A 20,785-nucleotide genomic window follows, 5' to 3' on the forward strand; every position below is an offset into this window, starting at 1 on the left:
ATCGATCAGGAGGTCACAGGCGCATGAAGCTGGGTTTGCAACTGGGGTATTGGGGGGCCGCGCCGATACCCGACGCACCGGCATTGATCGCCGCCGCCGAGGCCGCCGGATACGACGCCGTGTTCACCGCTGAGTCCTGGGGATCGGATGCGTACACCCCGCTCGCCTGGTGGGGTTCGCAGACGTCCACGATCAAGCTGGGGACCGGTATCGCCCAGCTCTCGGCGCGGCCACCGACCTCCGCGGCGATGCACGCCCTGACCCTCGATCATCTCTCCGGTGGTCGGCACATCCTCGGGCTCGGGGTATCAGGGCCACAGGTGGTCGAAGGCTGGTACGGCGAACCCTTCGGGAAGCCGCTCGCGCGGACCCGGGAGTACGTCCAGGTGATCCGCGACGTGCTCGCTCGAGAGGACCGGGTCACGAATGCCGGACCTCACTATCCGTTGCCCTATCCGGCCGACGCTCCGGGATCGACCGGGCTGGGCAAGTCGCTCAAGCCGATCACCCATCCTCTACGCAATGACCTGCCCATCTGGCTCGGTGCCGAGGGTCCGAAGAACGTCGCGCTGAGCGCCGAGATCGCCGACGGATGGCTCGCGATCTACTACACCCCGAGGCTGTCGGACATGTACGAGCAGTGGCTCGCCGAAGGCTTCGCCCGTGTCGGGGCGCGGCGTACCCGCGACACCTTCGAGGTCGCCGCCACGGTCCAGGTCGAGATCACCGACAACGTGGCCGCGGTCATCGACGCCTACCGTCCGTCGACCGCGTTGTATGTCGGTGGGATGGGTGCCAAGGAGCAGAACTTCCACGCCGAGGTCTACCGGCGGATGGGGTACTCGGACGTCGTCCGGGAGATCGGGGAGAAGTTCTTGTCGGGTCGCAAGGAAGAGGCGATCGCCGCGGTGCCGGACGAGATGGTCCTCGAGACGCTGATCGTCGGCGACGAGGAGTCGGTTCGCGGTCAGATCAAGCACTGGGAGCAAGCCGGTGTCAGCATGCTGATGGTCACCACCCGAGACGTCGACCAGATCACCCGATTAGGCACTCTCGTCTGAGTGAACATGTTCTAAATTGTTGTCGATCTCGTCCCGCATCGTTTGGTGCGGGACGCATCAAACGATGCGGCAGCTGTCAGCGTCGGCGAATACGCAGTCGCAGTCCCGATGGCATCAGGGTGAGGCGTTCGGTGATGGCCAGTTCGTAGCCGGGATCGGCGGGTTCGAAGTCGTAGCGCTGCAGCAGGCGGGCAAGGAGCAGGACGGATTCGTGGAGGGCGAATTGCCTGCCGATGCAGGCCCGTTCACCGGTACCGAACGGTTTGTACGAGTGGGCGGGCCGCTTCTTGACCTCGGCGGCCAGGAAGCGGTCCGGGTCGAAACGTGACGGCTCGGTCCAGACAGCGGGATCGCGATGCAACTTCGGTAGGTGCACGATGGCCCAATCGCCCGGCGCCATCTCGTATCTCCCGGCGACGGTGGTGGGCTCGATCGGTCCGCGGGAGAAGCCCGGCGCGGTGGGCCACAGGCGTAGCGATTCGTCGATGATGCGTCGGAGCAGCCGGAACTTTGCCACCTGCTCGAAGGCCGGTTCCGCGTCTGCCTCGAGGATCGAGTCGACTTCTGCATGCGCGCGGGCGAGTAGTTCTCGGTCCTGCGCCAGGTGGTACAGCGCGAATGACAGTGCCCCAGAGGTCGTCTCGTGTCCGGCGACGAGAAAGGTGAGGATCTGATACCCGATGTTGCGGTCATCGAGCACGTCGCGCTCCCGTGCGGCGTTCTGGCTCAGCATGATCGCCAAGAGATCGGTCTCGCCGCCATCCCCACGTCGGCGACGTCCGGCGACCAGCTCCTCGAGCATCGTGTCGATGTACCGCTGGTGGCGGGCGTTCGCCCGGGTCATCAACGCGGTCAGTGCCTTCGCGCCGGGAAGTCCCGAGAGTCCTCCGGTTCGCTGGCCCGTCTTGAGTGCGGCGATCATCGCCGATACGAAGGCGTGCGGGGTGTCGCGCTCGAACGACCCGAGATCCTCCCCGAACGCGGCCCGGCTGATAGTCTCCAGCGTCAGCCGCGTCATGTCGGGGGCGACATCGATGACGTCGCCGCGACGCTCCCAGAAGGTGAAGAGTTCGGAGATCGCATCGAGCATCAGCGGGTGGTAGTTCTTCATCGCAGATTTGGTGAAGGCGGGCATCAGGAGGTCATGCGCCAGTCGCCAATTGGGCTCGTCGGTCGCGGCCGTGAACAGCCCGTCGCCGGCAAAGGCCCGCAGCGCCGCGACCCCCGGCGTCAGAACCTTCTCGAACCGGGTCTCGTCGCAGAGCTCCGCGGTGATCTCGGCGCTGCCGGCGAACACGAATCGTTGCCGGAACGCCTGGAATTGCACCAACGGCCAGATGTCTTCGGGCCAGTCGAGCATGCTCAGGACCGGGCCGTCGATCTTGATCGACCGGACGTCGCCGAGTAGGCGGACCCGGCCGGGTGGGTGGGGGAATTGCTGCCCCCAGTTGTTCGGGCCGACGAGGTCACGCGGCGTGGGCAGCTCGGTGGTTGTGGCCATGACGCTCCTTATTGGAGATTGGTTCAATAGCGATTGTGTGCCGCTATTGAACCTGTGTCAAGTAATATGAGCCCCGTGGCCGCACGTACTCGTCTGTCTCCCGAGGAACGCCGTAGGCAGTTGCTGGATCTGGGTGCTCGACTCTTCGCAGAGCAGCACTACGACGACGTCCACATCGAGCAGGTCGCCGAATTGGCGGGCGTCTCTCGTGGCCTGCTGTATCACTACTTCCCGACCAAACGTGCGTTCTTCGCCGAGCTCGTCAGGCGTGAGACCAGTGCGATGATGGCCGACTCGAACCCGGATCCCGCGCTGGGTGTGCTCGACCAACTCCGGCACGGCATCGATGTCTATCTCGCCAATTGCCTCGCCAATCGACGCGGTTCCCAAGCCATCTACCAGGGTTCGGCCAGCTCGGATCCCGAGGTGCTCGCCCTGATCGAGGAATCGATCAGGGTCCAGGAAGAACGCATCTTGAACGCTCTCGATCCCGGATCGTCCCACCCGCGGCTGTTGCAGATCACCGTGCGCAGCTGGCTCGTCATGATGCGTAGCGCCTGCCACGCCTGGCTGGCGGATCCCGATGACGGCGTGGACGCCGTCGATCTCCGCCAGATGGCCGAGCATGCACTGTTGGGTGCCCTGTTCGGTTTGCCCGACGCCGCCCGGCCGGCGAACTTGGCCGTGTTGATCGATGACGCCGCACGGCGCGATCCGGCCGATGGCTGACCGCGCCGCCCGCGGCCAGAAGTTGGGCCGGGTGGTGGCCGCGCACGCGGCGAGGTCGACGACGGCCAAATTGAGTGCGCCGCTGCGCAGTGACGCCGCCAATGCCCGTAAGCGCGACGAAGCCCTCCTGCGGTTCGCCGACGAACTGGTCACCGTGATCGGCAGCATGAAGGGCGCGGCGCTCAAGCTCGGTCAGATGTTGTCGATGTTCGACGTGGGTTTGAGCACTCCGGCCACCCGGGAGGAGTTCAGGGCCCGGTTGGCACCGTTGTTCGACAGCGCGCCTGCCGTCGACGATGCCGTCATGATGTCGATCCTCGACGCCCAGCTGGGCACGGCGGCGCGCGCGCGGCTCACGGTGACCCCCACCCCGATCGCGGCGGCATCGATCGGGCAGGTCTACCGGGCCATCCTCGACGGCAACGAAGACGGGGGTGGCCGTGAGGTCGCGATCAAGATCCAGTACCCCGACATCGGATCAGCGGTCCGGGCCGATCTGAAGAATCTGGCGCTGGTGGTACGCCTCGGTCGCGGCAGGCTGCCCGGCGTCGACCTCGATCCGATCGTCGCCGAGGTCAGCAGGCGGGTGCTCGCAGAGCTCGACTATCGCACCGAGCTGGCCAATCACCGTCGGATGTACGACTTCTACCGCGACCATCCCAGCTGGCGGATACCCGAGCCGATCGCCGAACTGTCCACCGATCGGGTGCTGGTGACCGAATACCTCGACGGGATGAGCTTCGCGGAAGCCATCGATCTGCCTGTCGCGGAACGGGATCGGATCGGTGAAGCCGTGTACCGCTTCTACTGCGGCGGTGTCTATGACCTCGGTGAGTTCTGCGCCGATCCGCACCCCGGCAACGTCCTCGTCCTGCCGGACGGCAAGCTGGGTTTCCTCGACTTCGGGCTGTATCTCAGAATGGATCGCGACGATATGGCCCTGCAGCGCAACGCCTTCAGGGCCCTGATGGAGAGGCGCGATGCGGACGTCTACCAGATGATCGTCGACGCCGGGTTCATCGCGGACCCCGATGCGATGGGTATGGAGGACGCTGTCGGCTACATGCGAAGCGTGGCGGGGTGGCACCTGGTCCCGCAGCCGGTGACCATGACCGACGACCTCGCGCGCCGGGTGTTCGCGTCCGCTGTGCTGCCGGGCTCGGGACACTTCGGCCAGATTAGGCAGCAGAATCTGCTCGATACGCACGCCTTCTCCCGCCGCACCGAGATGAGCGTGTGCGCCCTGCTCGGCCAGTTGCGTGCGACCGCTCCGTGGGGGGCGATCGCACGCGAATGGCTCTACGACCCGCGGCCTGCCACGCCGATGGGTGAGTCGATTGCCCAATGGCGTCGAAAGAATGCGGGATAAACTCCGCCCGTCGGTCGTCGGCGCCGCAAAGGCTTCGATAGTGTTGACCGCGACGAGAGGTGGAGCATGACGTTGGTTGGAAATCGCCGTGGCAAGAAGGTTGCTGCAGTGGAAAAGGTTGTCGCGGGCGTGGCGTCGAAGAACCCGACCGTGATCGCGGTGAAAACCGCCGATTCGGTGCTCCCGAAGATCATCGGTGCGGGAATTGCCGGTACCGGAGTGGCGCATTTCGTGCGCCCCCAATTGTTCGAATCGATCACCAAGCCGGCTTTTCCCGAGAACACCCGGGAATGGATATACGCGAACGGGGCGACGGAAACCGTGATCGGACTGGCGATTGCCAACCGGTCGACCCGATTGTTCGGACTGGTTGGTCTGGTCGGCTACGTCGGCTTCCTGGGCAGCCGGATCGCCTCGGCCTGAACGCTCGCCTGATGACAGACCAACCCCCCGCGCGCCGTCCCCGCGGCCGCCCCAAGGTCGAAGGTCTGGCCGACCAACGTCGCACCCAGATCATCGAGGCCGCGTTCGAGGTGCTGACCGAGCGCGGCTACCACGGGACGTCCATCGCGGAGATCGCCCAGCAGGCCGGAATCGGCCAGGGCACCGTGTATCGATACGTGAGCAGCAAGCGTGAGTTGCTGGATCAGGTCTTCGACTGGGCGGTCGAACGCGCGTTCGCGACCGTGGACCCCAATGCGCTGCTGGCTGCCGACCCCGACTCCGCGCAGGACATGGTCACGCAGATCGGTGTCGTGAGCGAGCGGCTCTACGCGATGATCGACGCAGAGCCTGCGATGCTGAAGTTGATCGGGGTGCAGGCCAGCGCGATCGACAAGGAATTGAAGGCGCGCGTCGTGGGGCTCGAGGCGATGATCAACTCGATGGTCTCGCAGTCGCTGACCCGGGCGGTCGACAAGGGGTGGCTCGAGCTGTCCGCCCAGCAGAAGCCGATCATCGCTCGATTGTTGATGATGATGGCGATGCCGGGTCTGGTCAGATCGATCGTCTCGGACGACGATGCCGACAAGCGTGCGCGATCCGTCAGCGGCGCCAGCGACATCGCGTTCCATGGATTGATGAAGCGCGGGGCGTAGAGGCAGATGGCGCAACCCATGGTCGGATCAGGCGCGGGTCGGTCCGACACCAGGCGGACCCGGATTCGTCGTATCCAACTGCTCGACGCCGCTCTGGAGACGTTTGTCGAGTACGGATACGGCGACGTCGGCGTCGCGGAAATCGTCGCGCGCATCGGCTGTAGCCACGGCACGTTCTACAACTACTTCGACAACAAACGAGACGCCCTCGACGCTCTGCTGTCCCGGGAGCTGTCCGAACTAGTCTCGGTGGCCGAACTGCACCGCCCACGTCCACGGTCGGAATCGGAGTTCGTGGACGCCCTGAGCACGTTGGTCCGCAGGCTCGTCGAGTACGCGAACGAACGTCCCCATGTGCTGACGTTCCTCGCGATGGAGGCCCCGGGCATCGATGAGGCCGCGCTGAAGACGATGGTCGGCAGCTACGGCCAGCTCGGGCAGCTGTGTGGTCAGTACATCAGGTATGGGATCGAGGACGGGTACCTGCGCGAGGACATCAACGTGGAGTTCGCCGGTGAGGCCGTGGTCTCGTGTCTGATGGGTGCGGTCCTGCCACTCATCCTCGACAACACGGCACTCGTCGACGTGGACTCGACCGTTCAGACGGTGGTCGGATTCCTCTGTTACGGCACCAACGCGCAATAGCGGGAACCCCGGTACGGTTCGGTGACCCCGCGCTACTCCCCGGTGAACACCGGGGTCTGCTTCTCCGAGAATGCCTTCGGGCCGATCTTGGCGTCTTTGCTCATGAACACCTTGGCGCCGAGATCGCCGTCGAGCTTGAACGCGTCCTTCTCGTGCATGCCCTCGGTGTCGCGGATCGTCTTGAGGATCGCCTGGACTGCGACAGGTCCGTTGGCGGCGATCTGGGCGGCGAGTTCGAGTGCCTTGTCCAGCGCGGTCCCGTCGGGGACGACGTGGCCGATCAACCCGTAGTCGAGGGCTTCGGTCGCCGTGATGTGGCGTCCGGTCAGCAGGATCTCCGCGGCCACGGTGTACGGGATCTGTCGGACGAGACGGACAGCTGAGCCGCCCAGTGGGTAGAGACCCCACTTTGCCTCGGATACACCGAACTTCGCGCTCTCACCGGCCACCCGGATGTCGGTGCCCTGCAAGATCTCGGTACCGCCCGCGATCGCCGGGCCCTCGACCGCAGCGATCAGCGGCTTGGTCAGACGGCGGCCCTTGAGGAGCGCGTCGAGGATGCTGGGATCGAATCCCTTGCTCTTGAAGGAGTCGCCTGGGGCGGACTTGTTCATGTTCTTGAGATCGGCTCCGGCGCAGAAATATCCGCCGGCGCCGGTCAGGATCGCGACCCGGATGTCGCTGTCGGAGTCGACCTGATCCCATGCGGTGTTCATGATCCCCAGCATCTCGCCGGAGAGTGCATTGCGCGCTTCGGGCCGGTTCATCGTCACGATCAGCGTGTGATCGCGCTTCTCGACCAGACAGTGGGGAGCGGCATCAGACATGTTTTCTCCTGATTTTCGGGCAGCACTCGGCGACCGGCGGCGCCTGTGACGGGTATCTCGCGGGGCCTTGCCTTCAAACGGTAACACGTTCTAGTTTTGACGGTATGGCTTACAACATTGCCGACCTCATCGAGCATGCCGTCGACTTGATGGGCGACCGGATCGCGCTCGAAACCGACGGCCGACACGAGACGTACACCGAACTGGACCAGCGGGCCAACGGCCTCGCACACACCTTGCGGCGCCTGGGCGTCCAGCCCGGCGAGTCGGTGGGGTTGTACAGCAGGAATAACATCGAAGCCGTCGAATCCATGGTGGCGATCTTCAAGGCGCGCGCGGTGATGGTCAACGTCAACTTCCGCTACGTCGAGAGCGAACTCGAACACATCTTCACCGACTCCGACATGAAGGTGCTCATCGTCGAGCGCCAGTACGTCGGCAAGGTCGCGAACGTGTTGCCGAAAGCGCCGAAGTTGACATCGGTGATCGTGGTGGAAGACGGCAGCGACCTCGACACCGCGGCTGTCGACGGGCTGGCGTACGAGCAGGCGATCGCCGACGGAGGCACCGAACGCGACTTCGAGCCGCGGTCGAACGACGACGTGTACATGCTCTACACCGGTGGCACGACGGGAAATCCGAAAGGTGTCGTGTGGCGCCAGGAAGACGTATTCCGGGTCCTCGGCGGTGGCATCGACTGGTACACCGGCGATCCCGTCACCGATGAGTGGCACTTCGCGAAGACCGGCGCCGACGGCGGGCAGCTGGTGCGCTTCCCCATCCCACCGTTCATCCACGGTGGCTCGCAGTGGGCGGTGTTCCAGGCACTGTTCCAGGGCGGCAAGGCCATCGTGTACCCCGAGTTCGGCGCCCACCAGACCTGGGAGATCGTCGAACGGCACAAGGTGAACGTCATCTTCATCACCGGAGATGCGATGGGTCGCCCGATGATCGACGCGCTCGAGGAGAAGGACTACGACATCAGCTCTGTCGTCTCGGTCGCGTCGTCCGCGGCACTGTTCTCGGCGTCGGTGAAGGATCAGTTCATCGAGAAGTTCCCCAACGCGATCATCATCGATGCCATCGGCTCGTCGGAGACGGGCTTCTCCGGTATGGGTGTCATCTCCAAGGAGACCTCGCACAGCGGCGGCGGCCCCCGGGTCAAAGCCGACCTGTCCACGGTCGTTCTGCGTGAGGACGGTTCGATCATCGAGCCCGGCAAGGGCGAGGTCGGGATCCTGGCCCGCACCGGCCACATCCCGCTGCGCTATTACAACGACCCGGTCAAGACCGACAAGACGTTCAAGACCTACAACGGGATCCGCTACTCGATCCCCGGCGATCAGGCCCGCGTCGAGGACGACGGCACCGTCACGATGCTCGGCCGCGGTTCGGTCAGCATCAACTCCGGTGGCGAGAAGATCCACCCCGAAGAGGTGGAGTCGGCGCTCAAGGCTCATCCGGATGTCTTCGACACCGTCGTGGTCGGGGTTCCCGATGAACGTTACGGCCAGCGCGTCGCTGCAATCGTTGCCACCCGCGACGGTCTGCGTCCCACCCTCGACGAGATCAATGCCGTTGCACGCCAGGACATCGCCGGTTACAAATGTCCGCGCTCGGTCTGGTTCGTCGACGAGATCAAGCGGTCACCTGCCGGTAAGCCCAACTATCGCTGGGGTGTCGAGATCGCCGAATCCCGGCCCGCCGACGAGACCCTCGCAACTGCCTCACGAAAGGCCTGACCACATGCGTACCTCACTGTCCGAAGAGTTCGGAATCGAATACCCCATCTTCGGCTTCACGCCGTCCGAACACGTCGCCGCGGCGATCAGCCGGGCCGGCGGTCTCGGAGTGCTGGGCTGTGTCCGCTTCAACGAGGCCGACGAGCTCGACGCCACGCTGGACTGGATGCGCGAGAACACCGACGGCAAACCGTTCGGCGTCGACATCGTGATGCCGGCGAAGATCCCGACGGAAGGGTCGCAGGTCGATCTGGACTCGATGATCCCGCCGGAGCACCGGGCTTTCGTCGAGCGCACCCTCGACGATCTCGGCGTTCCGCGACTGTCGGAAGGCGACCGCGTGAACGCAGGCGTCCTCGGCTGGCTGCATTCGGTGGCCCGCTCGCACGTCGACGTCGCGATGACCCACGCCGACAAGTACGGCCAGATCAAACTGATCGCCAACGCGCTGGGGTCGCCGCCGGATGACGTGATCGCGAACGTACATGCGCACGGCATCAAGGTCGCCGCGCTGGCGGGCGCAAAAGAGCATGCCCTGCGGCACGTCGCCGCCGGGGTCGACCTGGTCATCGCCCAGGGGTACGAGGCAGGAGGACACACCGGGGAGGTGACGTCCATGATCCTGTGGCCGGAGATCGTCGATGCGGTGGGCGATGCGGCACACGTGCTGGCAGCTGGAGGGGTCGGCAGCGGTCGTCAGATCGCTGCCGCGTTGGCACTGGGCGCGACGGGGGTCTGGATGGGCACGTACTGGCTGACGGCCGCCGAGTACCAACTCGGGGTGCGGGGAGTCGGGCCTTCGGTCATCCAACAGGCCATCCTGAACGCCACGTCGCGGGACACCGTGCGTCGGCGGATCTACTCCGGCAAGCCGGCTCGCTTGCTCAAGACCAAGTGGACCGACGCCTGGGATGCGGCGGGCGCGCCCGAGCCGTTGCCGATGCCGCTGCAGAACATCCTCGTCGCCGAGGCGCACGCGCGGATCTCCGCCGCCGACGACCCGGGTGTGGTCGCGATGCCAGCCGGTCAGATCGTCGGGCGCATGGACGCCATCACCCCGACCGAGGATCTCATCAAGGACCTGGTCAGCGAATACGACGTCGCGGTGGAGCGGATGCAAAAGGCTCGCTAACCTCGCGGTATGGCGAGTGACCTGACACGGTTTCATGATGCGCAGGCGGCGGTGTACGACGACGTCACCGCCGAACTGCGTGCGGGACGCAAGCGTTCACACTGGATGTGGTTCGTCTTTCCGCAGCTGGATGGCTTGGCGCACAGTGGGACGGCCCGGCGGTATGCGATCAGGGATCTGGACGAGGCTCGCGAGTATCTGGCGGACGACGTGCTCGGCGCCCGGCTCCGCGAGTGTGCGCGACTCGTGGTCGACATCGATGGGTCGACGGTCGAGGAGATCTTCGGGTACCCGGACAACCTGAAACTACGGTCTTCGATGACACTGTTCGCCGCTGCCGCCACCGACGATGCCGTGTTCGTCGCGGTGCTCGACAAGTACTTCGGTGGCCAGGGCGATGACCGGACCCTGGCCCTGCTCGAGTAGGGATACCCCGAGTACACACTGCTCGGCAGGCCGGCGCTTCTGCCGACGGTTGTGATCAGATATGGTCGCAGCCGTCGGCTTTTTCCAGCGCAGGAGGTAGGACCATGTCCGAGGGCGTCGATCTGGTGCTGTCCGAGCGCGTCCCGACCGAGGCAGGTGCCACGGTGGTGGTCACCCTCAACCGGCCCGAGGCCCGAAACGCGTTGACCGGCACCCTGATCGTCCAACTCCGGGAGGCGCTCGCCGCTGCGGATGCCGACGACAGCGTCGGCGCCGTGGTGTTGACCGGCGCCGACCCCGCGTTCTGTGCGGGTGTCGATCTACGGATGCTGGGTAGCGAGGGTGGTTGGGACGACGTCAACGTCCCCGGCGTGCCCACCGGGTTCCCCTGGATCCCGCTGAGCAAGCCGATCATCGGTGCGATCAACGGAGCGACGGTGACAGGCGGATTGGAACTGGCACTTGCCTGCGACATCCTCATCGCCTCGGACAAGGCCCGTTTCGCCGATACCCACGCTCGCGTCGCAATGGTGCCCGCCTGGGGTCTGACAGGGCGTCTACCCGCTGCCGTCGGCTGGGGCTTTGCCCGTCGGATGAGCTTGAGCGGCAATTTCGTCGACGCCGAGACGGCGCTGCGCGTCGGATTGGTGACCGAGGTGGTCGGTCACGCGGAGCTGCTGCCGAGCGCACTGGCGCTGGCCGCAGACATCGGTGGCAACAACCGGCGAGCTGTCGGAGCATTGCTCACCTCGTACCGAGAAGCGCAACAGCACGGTCTCGGGCCCGAATTGGACACCGAGGCAGCGCATTCCGAAGCCTGGATGGCAGCCTTCGATCCCTCCCAGGTGGCAGCAGCGCGTGAGAAGGTCATGGATCGTGGCCGCAAGCAGATGAAGTGAGGATGCGATGAGCAGGTCGGGTACAACCGCGCGATTGGCGGCGCGCAAGCGCAGAGGCCAGGCGATCACGGTGCGGGGCAAGGTCGTTGTCGTCACCGGGGGCGGGCGCGGCATCGGGCTGGCCACCGCGGAGTTGCTGCAGCAGCGGGGCGCCAGGGTGGTTCTCGGTGACATCGATGACGAGGTCGTCGCGAAAGCAGCCGCCAACCTCGGTTGTGAGGGATACCCGCTCGATGTCACGAGTGAGGAATCGTTCGCAGAGTTCCTCGACCGGGTGGAGACGGAGTTCGGCCGGATCGATGTCTTGATCAACAACGCCGGGATCATGCCCACCGGACCGTTTCTCGACTTTCCGGACTCGGTGATCGCCCGCAACTTCGAGATCGACCTGCTCGGTGTCGTCCGGGGCAGCAAACTCGTGGCTCGCCGGATGGTCGAGCGCGGAGCGGGTCAGATCGTGAACGTCTCGTCGGTGGCCGGTTTGGTCCCGCTGCCGGGGCTGAGTATCTACAGCGCGGCCAAGGCCGGTGTCATCGCGTTCTCCGAGGCTCTCGACAACGAACTCAGCCCTCAGGGCGTGCGGGTGCTCGCGGTGATGCCGAACTTCACCAAGACCGGCCTGATCGACGGGTTGCAGACGACGGCCATCATGCCGCCGATCGAGCCCGATGACGTTGCCCGCCAGATCGTTCGGACGATCGAGACCAACCGCGACCGGGTGGTCATCCCGCGACAGAGCATGGCCGTGCTCGGCTGGATGGTCACCCCGCGGTTCCTCAAGAACATCTACGGCAAGCGATTCGGCTTCGACACCATGTTCATGGAGTTCGACCGCGAGCAGCGCGCAAAATATCTCGACCGAGTCACCCGCAGCTGACTCCTGGCCCCCGATAATGGGTCCTTTTGGCGAACAAAAGCCCAGGTGGGCGCCGCCAAAACGACCCATTTCCGGTGGGCGGGAGGCGATCAGGGGGTGACGTACTCCAGGGAGCGGTCGGTGCGAACCCATGTCGGTGGGGCGTCGTCGGCCGCGAGGGTTCGTTTGAGGATCTTGAACGTGTCGGTCCGGGGCAGGTCACTGACCAGCCGCACCCGGCTCGGCCACTGTTTCGGCCCGAGATCGGACTGCGCGGAGAGGAATTCGGTCAGCTCACCCGCGGTGAGGTCGGGCGCGACGAGGGCGGCGGCCAACTCGTCCCCGATGTCGGCGCGCACCCCGTAGACCGCGGCCATCGCGATAGCGGGATGGCGGAGCAACACCCGCTCGATGGGCCCGGTGCCCATGTTCTCCCCGTCGACGCGGACCCAATCGCCGAGACGCCCGGCGAAATATACATAGCCGTCGGCATCGACGTATCCGAGGTCTCCGCTGTGGTAGATCCCGTCGCGCATCCGTTCGGCGTCGGCCTCGGGATTGCGGTAATAGCCGGTGAACAGGCCGCCCCCGGAGCTGTTGACGATCTCGCCGACGGCCTCGTCGGCGTTGAGCAGTCGCCCGTGGTCGTCGAACTGTGCTGTGGCGCAGACCCTGCCGGTGGCCGGATCCCGGATCTCGTTGGGCGGCATCAGTGGACCGAGTGCATCCGGGGGAGTGTCCGGCGTACGGGCGATGGCGACGCCACCCTCCGTGGAGCCGAACCCGTCGACCACCCGGACGTCGAATCGCTGCGATACGGCGACTATGTCGGCCGCCGAGGCCTCGTTGCCGTACAGGATGCGCAGGGGATTGTCGGCGTCGTCGGGTCGTGTCGGGGTGGCCAGCACATACGAGAGCGGCTTACCGACGTAGTTCGCGTAGGTCGCCCCGAACCGGCGGATGTCGTCGAAGAACGCACTGGCAGAGAACTTCCGGCGCAGAGCCACCGACGATCCGCCTGCCACTGCGACCATCCAGCCGGCGATGATCGCGTTGGAATGGAACATCGGCATCGACAGGTAGACGACGTCTTTCGGGCCCAACCCGAAACGGGTGGACAGCATGGCTCCGCTCGCCGCGAACTTGCGGTGACTGCACTGCACGGCTTTTGGGTCGCCGCTGGTACCGGACGTGAAGATCAGCATGAGGAGCGCGGCCGGATCGATTGCGGTGAACTCGGGGCGCCGCCCGGAATGGGGCTCGAGCAACTCGGCCCACTCCGGCCGGTCGACGTTCAACACGGTCACGCCCGGCAGATCGACGCCGGCCAGCAGGTCTGCGGTGGCGTCCTCAACCAGCACGATCTGGCAGTCGGCGGTGGCGATGTCGCCGGCGAGCGCCGCGCCCCGCCTGGTCGGGTTGAGTCCGACGACCACGAGATCACCCAAGACGGCCGCGGCGAGTAGATAACTGAACTCGGGGATGTTGTCGAGAAGCAATGCCATGTGGCGGGGCCTGTCGAGATCGACCAGTCGACGCAGCGCCGATGCCCGGCAGGCCGAGAGCCGCAGGTGGTCCCGCCAGCAGACGAATTCGTCCTCGAAGAGAAGTCCGGAGTCGGTGACGTCCGTCAGTGGCTCGAGCAGTTCGGCGACGGTGGTCGGGCTCTGGACCATTCCTCAGGCCGGTTCGGCGGCGAGCGCGGCTCCGATGCGCCGCAGCTGGGTCGGTGCCGAGCCGAGATTGAACTCGTTCTGCTTGGCCCGCAAGAAGTAGCGGTGCACCGGATGGTCGACGTCGATGCCGACGCCACCGTGTACGTGCACCGCGGTGTGCGCGACCCGGTGGCCGGCGTCGGCAGCCCAGAACTTCGCGGTCGCCAGTTCGGTGGTCGCATCGAGTTGCTCGGAGAGCAGCCAGGCAGCCTGCAAGGTGGTGAGCTTGAGGCCTCGGACGTCGATGTAGGCGTCGGCGAGCCGTTGCGCAACCGCTTGGAACGAACCGATCGCGCGGCCGAACTGCTCGCGCTCGCGGCCATAGTCGGCCGTCAGTTCCAGCGCCCGTTCGAGAATCCCGGTCTGCTCGGCGCACAGCGCGAGCGTCATGCGGTCCCGCAGGAACCCCACGACCTTCTCCCCGTCGGCGCTGCCCAGCACTTGTTCCGCCGGCACGCGAACGCCGTCGAATTCCACGAGGGCGCTCGGTCCCTGGCCGGTGGACAGTGCAGGTGTGATCGCCACCCCGGCCTCGGAGGTGCCGACCAGCAGGGCCAGCACACCCTGTGGGCCTTGCGCATTGACGATGACGGCGTCGGAGAACTCACCGAACGGCACGTTGATCTTCGCGCCCGACAGCACCCAGCCCTCGCCGTCGGCGGTCGCGGTGGTCACCGGGGCGAGCGGATCGTCGTTGAGATCCTCGTCGAGGCCGACGGTGATCACCTTCTCCCCGGAGATGACAGGGCCGAGCCACTGTGTGGTGAGCGACTGCGCACCGAACTCCGCTATTGCAGGGGCGGCGGCAAAGGCGACCGGCCCGAACGGGACGAGTGCGAGTGCACGACCCAATTCCTCTGCGACCGCGACATTCTCGAGCACCGACAGGCCTGCGCCACCGTCGTCCTCGGTGACCTCGAGGCCGAGGAGGCCCGAGGCCGCCAACTGCGACCAGAGGGTGGGGTCGAAGGCGCCCTGTTTCGCGCCGGGGGCGTCACCGGTCTGCTCCAACTGCACCAGGCGGTCGGTGGTGACCAGCTTCTTCACGATGTCGCGGGTGAGCCCGGCGAGATCGGCGGTCTGTTCGCTGCGGTGGAAATCCATGATGTGGTCCCTTTTCCCTTGTCTCTCAGCGCCGGGCGGGGGGCTGGCCGAGGGCGAGCATGGCGATGATGTCGCGTTGGATCTCGTTGGTCCCGCCACCGAAGGTGAGGATCAGAGACGAGCGGTGGAAACGTTCGAGGCGCCCGCGCAGGTGGGTGCCTGCGCTGCCTTGACGCAGGGTCGCGGCGGGCCCGAGGACCTCCATCAGCAGGCGGTACGCCTCGGTGGCGAACTCGGTGCCGAAGACCTTCGTCGCGGAGGCATCGGCGGGGGAGGGGGAGCCCCCACCCGTCGCTTCCGACGCGATGTTCCAATTGATCAACTTCAGGAACTCGACCTTTGCGTGCACCTTGGCGAGGTTCATCTGGACCCACTCGGAGTCGATGACGCGATTGCCGCGCGCGTCCTTGGTGTTCTGCGCCCACTCGATGGTCTCGCGCAACGCGGTCTGGATGGGGGCGGCGCTACACAGCGACACCCGCTCGTTGTTGAGCTGGTTGGTCACCAGCGGCCATCCGCCGTTCAATTCGCCCACCAGAGAATCGGCAGGCACGCGAACGTCCTGGTAGTAGGTGGCACTGGTGTCGACACCCGACATCGTATGGACGGGCGTGTACGAGAAACCCTCGGCGTCGGTCGGGACGATGAGCATGGAGATGCCCTTGTGCTTCTTGGCCTCCGGGTCGGTCCGGACCGCAAGCCAGATGTAGTCGGCGTACTGGATGAGGCTGGTCCACATCTTCTGACCGTTGATCACGAAGTCGTCTCCGTCGCGAACGGCTGTTGTCCGCAGGGCCGCGAGGTCGGTGCCGGCGCCCGGTTCGGAATACCCGATGGAGAAGTGCACGTCGCCCGAAGCAATCCGCGGCAGGTACTTGGCCTTCTGCTCGTCGGTGCCGAAATGCATGATGGTCGGCGCCACCGAATTGATGGTCAGAAAGGGTACCGGTGCGCCCGCGATGGCGGCCTCGTCGGTGAAGATGAGCTGGTCCATCATCGAACGGTCCTGGCCGCCATACTCCTTCGGCCAGCCGAGGGCCAGCCAACCGTCGCGGCCCATCTGCGCCACGACCTCGCGGTAGACGTTGCCCTCACCGAATTCACCACTTGTCGAAGACAGGGCCAGACGACGCTCCGGCGTGATCAACTGGGAGAAGTAAGACCGGAGTTCGCGCCGGAGTTCCTGCTGCTGGTCGGTGTAAGCAATTCGCATCGGGGCTCCTGCTTTCTCCGCGCGTGAGGCTGAGACCGGGGACCCGGTCGCGCAGTTCTATAACACGTTCTAACCTGTAAGTCGGTTGCTCGTCAACATGCGACGCCACCTGGTCCTGCGATGGAAGGAATCTGAACCGATGAAGATCAAAGCTGATTTCGATCTCTGTGAGTCGAACGGGGTGTGCGTGGGCATGGCCCCGGATGTTTTCGATCTCGACGACGACGACTACCTGGTCATTTTGCAATCCGACGTCCCCGAGGACCGTCGTGAGGAGATGCGCCAGGTGGTCGGGAGCTGCCCTAAATCGGCGTTGTCGATCGAAGACTGACCTGGTCCGACCCGGCGCGCGGGGCCTGCCGCGCGCCGGCGGCTTCGCGATCGATTTTCGCCGATAGTTGTCTCAAACCGAGAACACGTTCTACATTTGGTTCACAGCCGCCGGGATCATGAGCCCGAACTCCCGGCGAGTACTCGATGGAGGACAGTGGTGAGCCAATCAGCAGGTGGGGATCTCGACGGGAAAGTCGCGGTCGTAACCGGTGCCGGCGCGGGACTCGGCCGGGCCGAGGCGATCGGTCTCGGCGCGCTCGGTGCGACGGTGGTCGTCAATGACCTGACCGCTGCACTCGACCGCAGCGACGTCCTCGACGAGATCAAGGCGGCGGGCGGGGTGGGTGTCCCGGTCGCCGGCGACATCTCGGACTCTGCGACCACGACGGAGATCATGCGGGTGGCCACCGAAGACCTCGGCGGACTGCATGTCGTGATGAACAACGCGGGCCTCGTCCGCGACAAGATGCTGTTCAACATGGCCGACGAGGACTGGGATCTCGTCATCCGCGTGCACCTGCGTGGCCACTTCTTGATGAGCCGGAACGCCGGGGCCTACTGGCGCTCGCAGTCGAAGGCTGCCGGGGCGCCCGTCTACGGACGGCTCATCAACACCTCGAGCGAGGCCGGCCTGTCAGGGCCGGTGGGGCAGGCCAACTATGGGGCCGCGAAGGCCGGGATCACGTCACTGACGCTGACCGCAGCGCGCGGGTTGGCGGCGTACGGGGTGCGATCCAATGCGATCTGCCCACGCGCTCGCACGGCGATGACGGAGGGCACCTTCGGGGACGCACCCGACGGCAGCGTGGACCCGTTGTCGACCGATCACGTCGTCACTCTGGTGCAGTTCCTGGCCGGTCCCGACTCCGACGGGGTCAACGGTCAGGTGTTCGTCGTCTACGGCCCGAAGGTGACCCTGATGGCCGCACCGACGGTGGAGCAGAGCTTCGTTTCCGCGCAGGACGCATGGGACCGCAGCGACCTCACGAAGACCCTCTCCGAGTACTTCGTCGGCCGCGACCCGGAGCAGACTTTTTCCGCAGGTAAAGCCCTCTTCGCATAGGTCGACTTATGGTGCGGGAGTGCCGATGAATCGCAGATTTTGTGAACTGGACGTGTGATAAGTTCGCGATCATCTGCTGGCTCACAGCACCGGTTCCGAAGGAATCTCGAGCGGTGGAACATGTTTCAGTTATCGGGCGTCGGGCCGGTCGTCGGAAGGCGGAACTTTCCTGCTTGTAAGTGTTGAGAATCGTCGATATCAGAACTAGAACACGTTATGATCGAGCGGCTTCGCTCGAACCGGGAACGCCTCATGCTGAAGGAGAGTTGGTGAACCGCAGACTGGCAGTCCCGTTCGAAGGCGTTGGCGATTTCGTGTCGATGAGCGTCAGTGCTGCGCGGGAACTGTTCCGGCCGCCTTTTCAGTGGCGCGAAACCGTCGAACAGTCCTGGGCGATCGCCCGGGTGTCGATGGTGCCGACCGTCCTCGTCGCGATCCCGTTCACCGTGCTGGTCAGCTTCACCCTCAACATCCTCCTCCGCGAACTCGGTGCCCAGGATCTCTCGGGCGCAGGCGCGGCACTGGGCACCATCACCCAGATCGGGCCGATCGTCACCGTGCTGATCGTCGCGGGTGCCGGAGCCACCGCGATCTGCGCCGACCTCGGCGCCCGCACCATCCGCGAGGAGATCGACGCTCTGCAGGTGCTCGGCATCGACCCGATCCACCGGCTGGTCGTACCCCGCGTGATCGCCTCGACCATGGTCGCGATCCTGCTCAACAGTCTGGTCTGCACCATCGGAATCGGTGGCGGGTTCGTCTTCTCGGTGTACTTGCAGGACGTCAATCCCGGCGCGTTCATCGCCAACCTGACCCTGCTGACCGGATTCCCCGAACTGATGATCTCGATGGTCAAGGCCGCGCTGTTCGGACTGGCTGCCGGCTTGGTCGGTTGCTACCGGGGACTGCACGTGGCGGGCGGCGCCAAGGGCGTCGGCGACGCCGTCAACGAGACCGTCGTCTACTCGTTCATGGCGCTGTTCGTCGTGAACGTGGTCGTGACCGCGGTCGGCCTCAAAGCGACGGCGGGGTAGAGCGATGATTCTCCCTCACACGGTCCGACTACGCTCCACACGTGTGGCGTTCAAACGGGCCAGTGGCGGTTGGAACCGTATCGGCGACCAAGCATTCTTCTACTGGGACAGCCTCGTTGCCATTCCGCGGGCGCTCCGTGCGTACAAGAAGGAGACCCTGCGGCTGATCGCCGAGATCTCGATGGGTTCGGGTGCGCTCGCCCTCATCGGCGGCACCGTCGTCGTGGTCGGGTTCTTGACACTGTTCACCGGCGGCACCATCGCGGTCCAGGGCTACAGCTCACTGTCGAACATCGGGGTCGAGGCACTCACCGGGTTCTTCTCGGCTTTCATCAACGTGCGCATCGCGGTGCCGGTGATCGCGGGTATCGGGCTCGCCGCGACCATCGGCGCCGGCGCCACGGCGCAGCTCGGTGCGATGCGGGTCAGCGAAGAGATCGATGCGCTCGAGGCGATGTCGATCGCGTCGATCCCCTACCTGGTCAGCACGCGGATCGTGGCGGGCCTCATTGCGATCATCCCGCTCTACTCCCTTGCCTCGGTTGCCTCGTTCCTGGCGAGCCGGTTTGCGACGGTCTTCCTGTACGGCCAGTCCTCGGGCGTCTACGACCACTACTTCTCGACGTTCCTGATATCCACCGACATCCTGTGGTCATTCGTACAGGCGATCTGTATGGCCGTGGCCGTCATGATGATTCACACCTACTACGGTTTCAATGCGTCCGGCGGTCCCGTCGGGGTCGGGATCGCGGTCGGCAACGCGGTGCGGGCCTCCCTGGTCGTCGTCGTCGTGATCACGCTCCTGACGTCGCTGGCGATCTATGGCGTCGACGGAAAGTTCAACCTCTCGGGGTAGGGCCATGGCACAGACAATCGAACGTCCCAGTTGGGCCAAGAAACTGGCCGCCACCTTCATGGTGGTCTCCCTGGTCGCAGTGTGCGCGCTCGCCGCATTGCAGTTCCTCGGCAGTTTCCAGTCCACGGTGCCGGTGACGCTGACCGCGGATCGGGCCGGACTCGTGATGAACCCCGACGCCAAGGTCCGCCTGCGGGGCGTGGTGGTCGGCCGGGTCGGCGACATCAGCGAATCGGCCGACGGCGTCACGCTGAAACTGGACATGAACCCGGACCAACTGAAGTACATCCCGGCGAATGTCCGTGCGGACATCAAGTCCAACACCGTGTTCGGCGCGAAATCGGTCAACCTGGAGATCCCCGACGACCCGTCGAAGGCCAGGCTCTCCGGTGGTTCGACGATCGAGACCGAAGACGTCGTGGTGGAACTGAACACCATCTACCAGCGGCTCGTCGACGTACTCGCCGAGGTGCAGCCGGAGAAACTGAACGCCACGATCGGTGCCATCGACACCGCCCTGTCCGGGCGGGGTGAGCAGATCGGGCAGGGCTTCGCCGATCTGTCGGATCTGCTGCGCAAGACCAATCCGCATCTGGACGCGCTGAGCCGTGACATCGAGGCGGGCGCGGAGTTCACCAACGTCTACGCCGATGTGATGCCGGATCTGCTCAAGGTCGTCGACAACTTCACCTTCACCGGGAACACCTTGGTCGACAATGCCTCCGACCTCGACGCCCTGCTGATGAACGTGACCGGTATGGCCGACACGATCAACGGGGTGATCGCGCCGTCGAAGGCCGACATCATCTCCACCCTCGCGAACCTGAACCCGACCGCGCGATTGCTCGGCTATCAGTCGCCGGGGCTCGCGTGCTTCATCGAGTCGACGGCCGCCGCGGGTCAGAAGGCGTTGCCCGTCTTCGGTATCGAGACCGGTTACGTGGCCCTCAATGCAGGCCTGCTCCCGGGCAAGGAGCCGTACCGGTATCCCGAGGATCTCCCGCGCGTGAATGTCGACGGGCCGCCTACCTGCCAGGACGGCCTCAGCGATCCGGACTCTGCCGTCCACACCGACTTCTACGTCGGTGACAATGCGGCGTACCCGTACCAGCCGCGGACCACCCCGAAAGCCGACCCCACCAAGCTCTTCCAGGTGATGTTCGGACCGGCGCCGCGAGGGTGA

The 20,785-nt window shown here is 65.3% G+C and carries 21 protein-coding genes; 16 read left to right on the plus strand and 5 right to left on the minus strand.

Annotated features, from left to right (window positions below; genetic code table 11):
- Nucleotides 1-23: 23 nt before the first annotated feature.
- Nucleotides 24-1,061, plus strand: coding sequence for an LLM class F420-dependent oxidoreductase (locus BH683_RS15740; protein WP_084837207.1), 1,038 nt, complete (start codon nucleotides 24-26; stop codon nucleotides 1,059-1,061).
- A 76-nt stretch (nucleotides 1,062-1,137) separates the two neighbouring features.
- Here the strand turns inward: BH683_RS15740 and BH683_RS15745 are convergent, their stop codons facing one another.
- Nucleotides 1,138-2,562: a cytochrome P450 gene (locus tag BH683_RS15745; protein WP_084837208.1), complete on the minus strand. Its 1,425-nt coding sequence runs from the start codon at nucleotides 2,560-2,562 to the stop codon at nucleotides 1,138-1,140.
- 75 nt (nucleotides 2,563-2,637) lie between these two features.
- Between BH683_RS15745 and BH683_RS15750 the strand changes: the two genes are divergently transcribed.
- From BH683_RS15750 to BH683_RS15770, 5 genes are all read left to right on the plus strand, one after another.
- Nucleotides 2,638-3,291 carry a TetR/AcrR family transcriptional regulator gene (locus tag BH683_RS15750; protein ID WP_246833408.1) on the plus strand — a complete coding sequence of 218 codons (654 nt, stop codon included), beginning with the start codon at nucleotides 2,638-2,640 and terminating at the stop codon, nucleotides 3,289-3,291.
- A complete protein-coding gene (locus BH683_RS15755; protein ID WP_094647520.1) occupies nucleotides 3,257-4,660 on the plus strand; it encodes an AarF/ABC1/UbiB kinase family protein in 1,404 nt (467 codons plus the stop codon). Before BH683_RS15750 ends, BH683_RS15755 begins: the two co-directional genes overlap by 35 nt.
- Nucleotides 4,661-4,813: 153 nt before the next feature.
- On the plus strand, nucleotides 4,814-5,083 hold the full coding sequence (locus BH683_RS15760) for a hypothetical protein (RefSeq protein ID WP_084837328.1): 270 nt from the start codon (nucleotides 4,814-4,816) through the stop codon (nucleotides 5,081-5,083).
- Nucleotides 5,084-5,094: 11 nt separating this feature from the next.
- Complete coding sequence (locus BH683_RS15765; protein WP_084837210.1) at nucleotides 5,095-5,757, plus strand: TetR/AcrR family transcriptional regulator; 663 nt, start codon at nucleotides 5,095-5,097, stop codon at nucleotides 5,755-5,757.
- Nucleotides 5,758-5,775: 18 nt separating this feature from the next.
- Complete coding sequence (locus BH683_RS15770) at nucleotides 5,776-6,402, plus strand: TetR/AcrR family transcriptional regulator (protein WP_168187057.1); 627 nt, start codon at nucleotides 5,776-5,778, stop codon at nucleotides 6,400-6,402.
- 32 nt (nucleotides 6,403-6,434) lie between these two features.
- Here BH683_RS15770 and BH683_RS15775 read toward each other — a convergent pair whose 3' ends face one another.
- Nucleotides 6,435-7,229, minus strand: a complete 795-nt coding sequence (locus BH683_RS15775; RefSeq protein WP_084837212.1) for a crotonase/enoyl-CoA hydratase family protein — start codon at nucleotides 7,227-7,229, stop codon at nucleotides 6,435-6,437.
- Nucleotides 7,230-7,333: 104 nt separating this feature from the next.
- Here BH683_RS15775 and BH683_RS15780 point away from each other — a divergent pair, with 104 nt between their 5' ends.
- The 5 genes from BH683_RS15780 to BH683_RS15800 all read left to right on the plus strand — a co-directional run bounded on the left by BH683_RS15780 (nucleotide 7,334) and on the right by BH683_RS15800 (nucleotide 12,305).
- The gene (locus tag BH683_RS15780; RefSeq protein WP_084837213.1) at nucleotides 7,334-8,971 is read left to right on the plus strand and encodes an acyl-CoA synthetase; all 1,638 of its coding nucleotides are present in this window, start codon (nucleotides 7,334-7,336) and stop codon (nucleotides 8,969-8,971) included.
- Nucleotides 8,972-8,975: 4 nt separating this feature from the next.
- Nucleotides 8,976-10,103, plus strand: coding sequence for a nitronate monooxygenase family protein (locus BH683_RS15785; RefSeq protein WP_084837214.1), 1,128 nt, complete (start codon nucleotides 8,976-8,978; stop codon nucleotides 10,101-10,103).
- Nucleotides 10,104-10,112: 9 nt separating this feature from the next.
- On the plus strand, nucleotides 10,113-10,529 hold the full coding sequence (locus tag BH683_RS15790) for a DUF1810 domain-containing protein (RefSeq protein ID WP_084837215.1): 417 nt from the start codon (nucleotides 10,113-10,115) through the stop codon (nucleotides 10,527-10,529).
- A 104-nt stretch (nucleotides 10,530-10,633) separates the two neighbouring features.
- Entirely contained in the window at nucleotides 10,634-11,428 is a 795-nt protein-coding gene (locus BH683_RS15795) for an enoyl-CoA hydratase (protein ID WP_084837216.1), read from the plus strand.
- A 7-nt stretch (nucleotides 11,429-11,435) separates the two neighbouring features.
- Entirely contained in the window at nucleotides 11,436-12,305 is an 870-nt protein-coding gene (locus BH683_RS15800; RefSeq protein WP_084837217.1) for an SDR family oxidoreductase, read from the plus strand.
- A gap of 89 nt (nucleotides 12,306-12,394) precedes the next feature.
- Here BH683_RS15800 and BH683_RS15805 read toward each other — a convergent pair whose 3' ends face one another.
- From BH683_RS15805 to BH683_RS15815, 3 genes are read right to left on the minus strand one after another with little or no spacing between them, the layout of a single operon-like run.
- Nucleotides 12,395-13,960: a long-chain-fatty-acid--CoA ligase gene (locus tag BH683_RS15805; protein ID WP_084837218.1), complete on the minus strand. Its 1,566-nt coding sequence runs from the start codon at nucleotides 13,958-13,960 to the stop codon at nucleotides 12,395-12,397.
- Nucleotides 13,961-13,963: 3 nt separating this feature from the next.
- Nucleotides 13,964-15,103, minus strand: a complete 1,140-nt coding sequence (locus BH683_RS15810; RefSeq protein ID WP_084837219.1) for an acyl-CoA dehydrogenase family protein — start codon at nucleotides 15,101-15,103, stop codon at nucleotides 13,964-13,966.
- A 25-nt stretch (nucleotides 15,104-15,128) separates the two neighbouring features.
- Nucleotides 15,129-16,316, minus strand: coding sequence for an acyl-CoA dehydrogenase family protein (locus BH683_RS15815; protein ID WP_084837220.1), 1,188 nt, complete (start codon nucleotides 16,314-16,316; stop codon nucleotides 15,129-15,131).
- Nucleotides 16,317-16,455: 139 nt separating this feature from the next.
- Here BH683_RS15815 and BH683_RS15820 point away from each other — a divergent pair, with 139 nt between their 5' ends.
- The 5 genes from BH683_RS15820 to BH683_RS15840 all read left to right on the plus strand — a co-directional run bounded on the left by BH683_RS15820 (nucleotide 16,456) and on the right by BH683_RS15840 (nucleotide 20,785).
- Complete coding sequence (locus tag BH683_RS15820; protein WP_084837329.1) at nucleotides 16,456-16,647, plus strand: ferredoxin; 192 nt, start codon at nucleotides 16,456-16,458, stop codon at nucleotides 16,645-16,647.
- A gap of 156 nt (nucleotides 16,648-16,803) precedes the next feature.
- A complete protein-coding gene (locus BH683_RS15825) occupies nucleotides 16,804-17,712 on the plus strand; it encodes a 3-oxoacyl-ACP reductase (protein WP_084837221.1) in 909 nt (302 codons plus the stop codon).
- Between the two features lie 269 nt (nucleotides 17,713-17,981).
- Nucleotides 17,982-18,746 (plus strand): ABC transporter permease, encoded by a 765-nt coding sequence (locus BH683_RS15830; RefSeq protein ID WP_094647522.1) that lies wholly within the window; start codon nucleotides 17,982-17,984, stop codon nucleotides 18,744-18,746.
- Nucleotides 18,747-18,750: 4 nt separating this feature from the next.
- Complete coding sequence (locus BH683_RS15835; protein ID WP_084837222.1) at nucleotides 18,751-19,602, plus strand: ABC transporter permease; 852 nt, start codon at nucleotides 18,751-18,753, stop codon at nucleotides 19,600-19,602.
- Nucleotides 19,603-19,606: 4 nt separating this feature from the next.
- The gene (locus BH683_RS15840; RefSeq protein WP_084837223.1) at nucleotides 19,607-20,785 is read left to right on the plus strand and encodes an MCE family protein; all 1,179 of its coding nucleotides are present in this window, start codon (nucleotides 19,607-19,609) and stop codon (nucleotides 20,783-20,785) included.

Origin of the sequence: Williamsia sp. 1138 (genome assembly GCF_002095435.2) — a bacterium.
Lineage (GTDB): Bacteria > Actinomycetota > Actinomycetes > Mycobacteriales > Mycobacteriaceae > Williamsia.

What these genes read in the sequence shown, in the direction of transcription:
- BH683_RS15740 (WP_084837207.1), top strand. Translation starts at nt 24, where the DNA reads ATGAAGCTGGGTTTGCAACTGGGGTATTGGGGGGCCGCGCCGATACCC.
- BH683_RS15745 (WP_084837208.1), bottom strand. Translation starts at nt 2,562, where the DNA reads ATGGCCACAACCACCGAGCTGCCCACGCCGCGTGACCTCGTCGGCCCG.
- BH683_RS15755 (WP_094647520.1), top strand. Translation starts at nt 3,257, where the DNA reads ATGACGCCGCACGGCGCGATCCGGCCGATGGCTGACCGCGCCGCCCGC.
- BH683_RS15765 (WP_084837210.1), top strand. Translation starts at nt 5,095, where the DNA reads ATGACAGACCAACCCCCCGCGCGCCGTCCCCGCGGCCGCCCCAAGGTC.
- BH683_RS15770 (WP_168187057.1), top strand. Translation starts at nt 5,776, where the DNA reads ATGGTCGGATCAGGCGCGGGTCGGTCCGACACCAGGCGGACCCGGATT.
- BH683_RS15775 (WP_084837212.1), bottom strand. Translation starts at nt 7,229, where the DNA reads ATGTCTGATGCCGCTCCCCACTGTCTGGTCGAGAAGCGCGATCACACG.
- BH683_RS15780 (WP_084837213.1), top strand. Translation starts at nt 7,334, where the DNA reads ATGGCTTACAACATTGCCGACCTCATCGAGCATGCCGTCGACTTGATG.
- BH683_RS15785 (WP_084837214.1), top strand. Translation starts at nt 8,976, where the DNA reads ATGCGTACCTCACTGTCCGAAGAGTTCGGAATCGAATACCCCATCTTC.
- BH683_RS15790 (WP_084837215.1), top strand. Translation starts at nt 10,113, where the DNA reads ATGGCGAGTGACCTGACACGGTTTCATGATGCGCAGGCGGCGGTGTAC.
- BH683_RS15795 (WP_084837216.1), top strand. Translation starts at nt 10,634, where the DNA reads ATGTCCGAGGGCGTCGATCTGGTGCTGTCCGAGCGCGTCCCGACCGAG.
- BH683_RS15800 (WP_084837217.1), top strand. Translation starts at nt 11,436, where the DNA reads ATGAGCAGGTCGGGTACAACCGCGCGATTGGCGGCGCGCAAGCGCAGA.
- BH683_RS15805 (WP_084837218.1), bottom strand. Translation starts at nt 13,960, where the DNA reads ATGGTCCAGAGCCCGACCACCGTCGCCGAACTGCTCGAGCCACTGACG.
- BH683_RS15810 (WP_084837219.1), bottom strand. Translation starts at nt 15,103, where the DNA reads ATGGATTTCCACCGCAGCGAACAGACCGCCGATCTCGCCGGGCTCACC.
- BH683_RS15815 (WP_084837220.1), bottom strand. Translation starts at nt 16,316, where the DNA reads ATGCGAATTGCTTACACCGACCAGCAGCAGGAACTCCGGCGCGAACTC.
- BH683_RS15820 (WP_084837329.1), top strand. Translation starts at nt 16,456, where the DNA reads ATGAAGATCAAAGCTGATTTCGATCTCTGTGAGTCGAACGGGGTGTGC.
- BH683_RS15835 (WP_084837222.1), top strand. Translation starts at nt 18,751, where the DNA reads ATGATTCTCCCTCACACGGTCCGACTACGCTCCACACGTGTGGCGTTC.
- BH683_RS15840 (WP_084837223.1), top strand. Translation starts at nt 19,607, where the DNA reads ATGGCACAGACAATCGAACGTCCCAGTTGGGCCAAGAAACTGGCCGCC.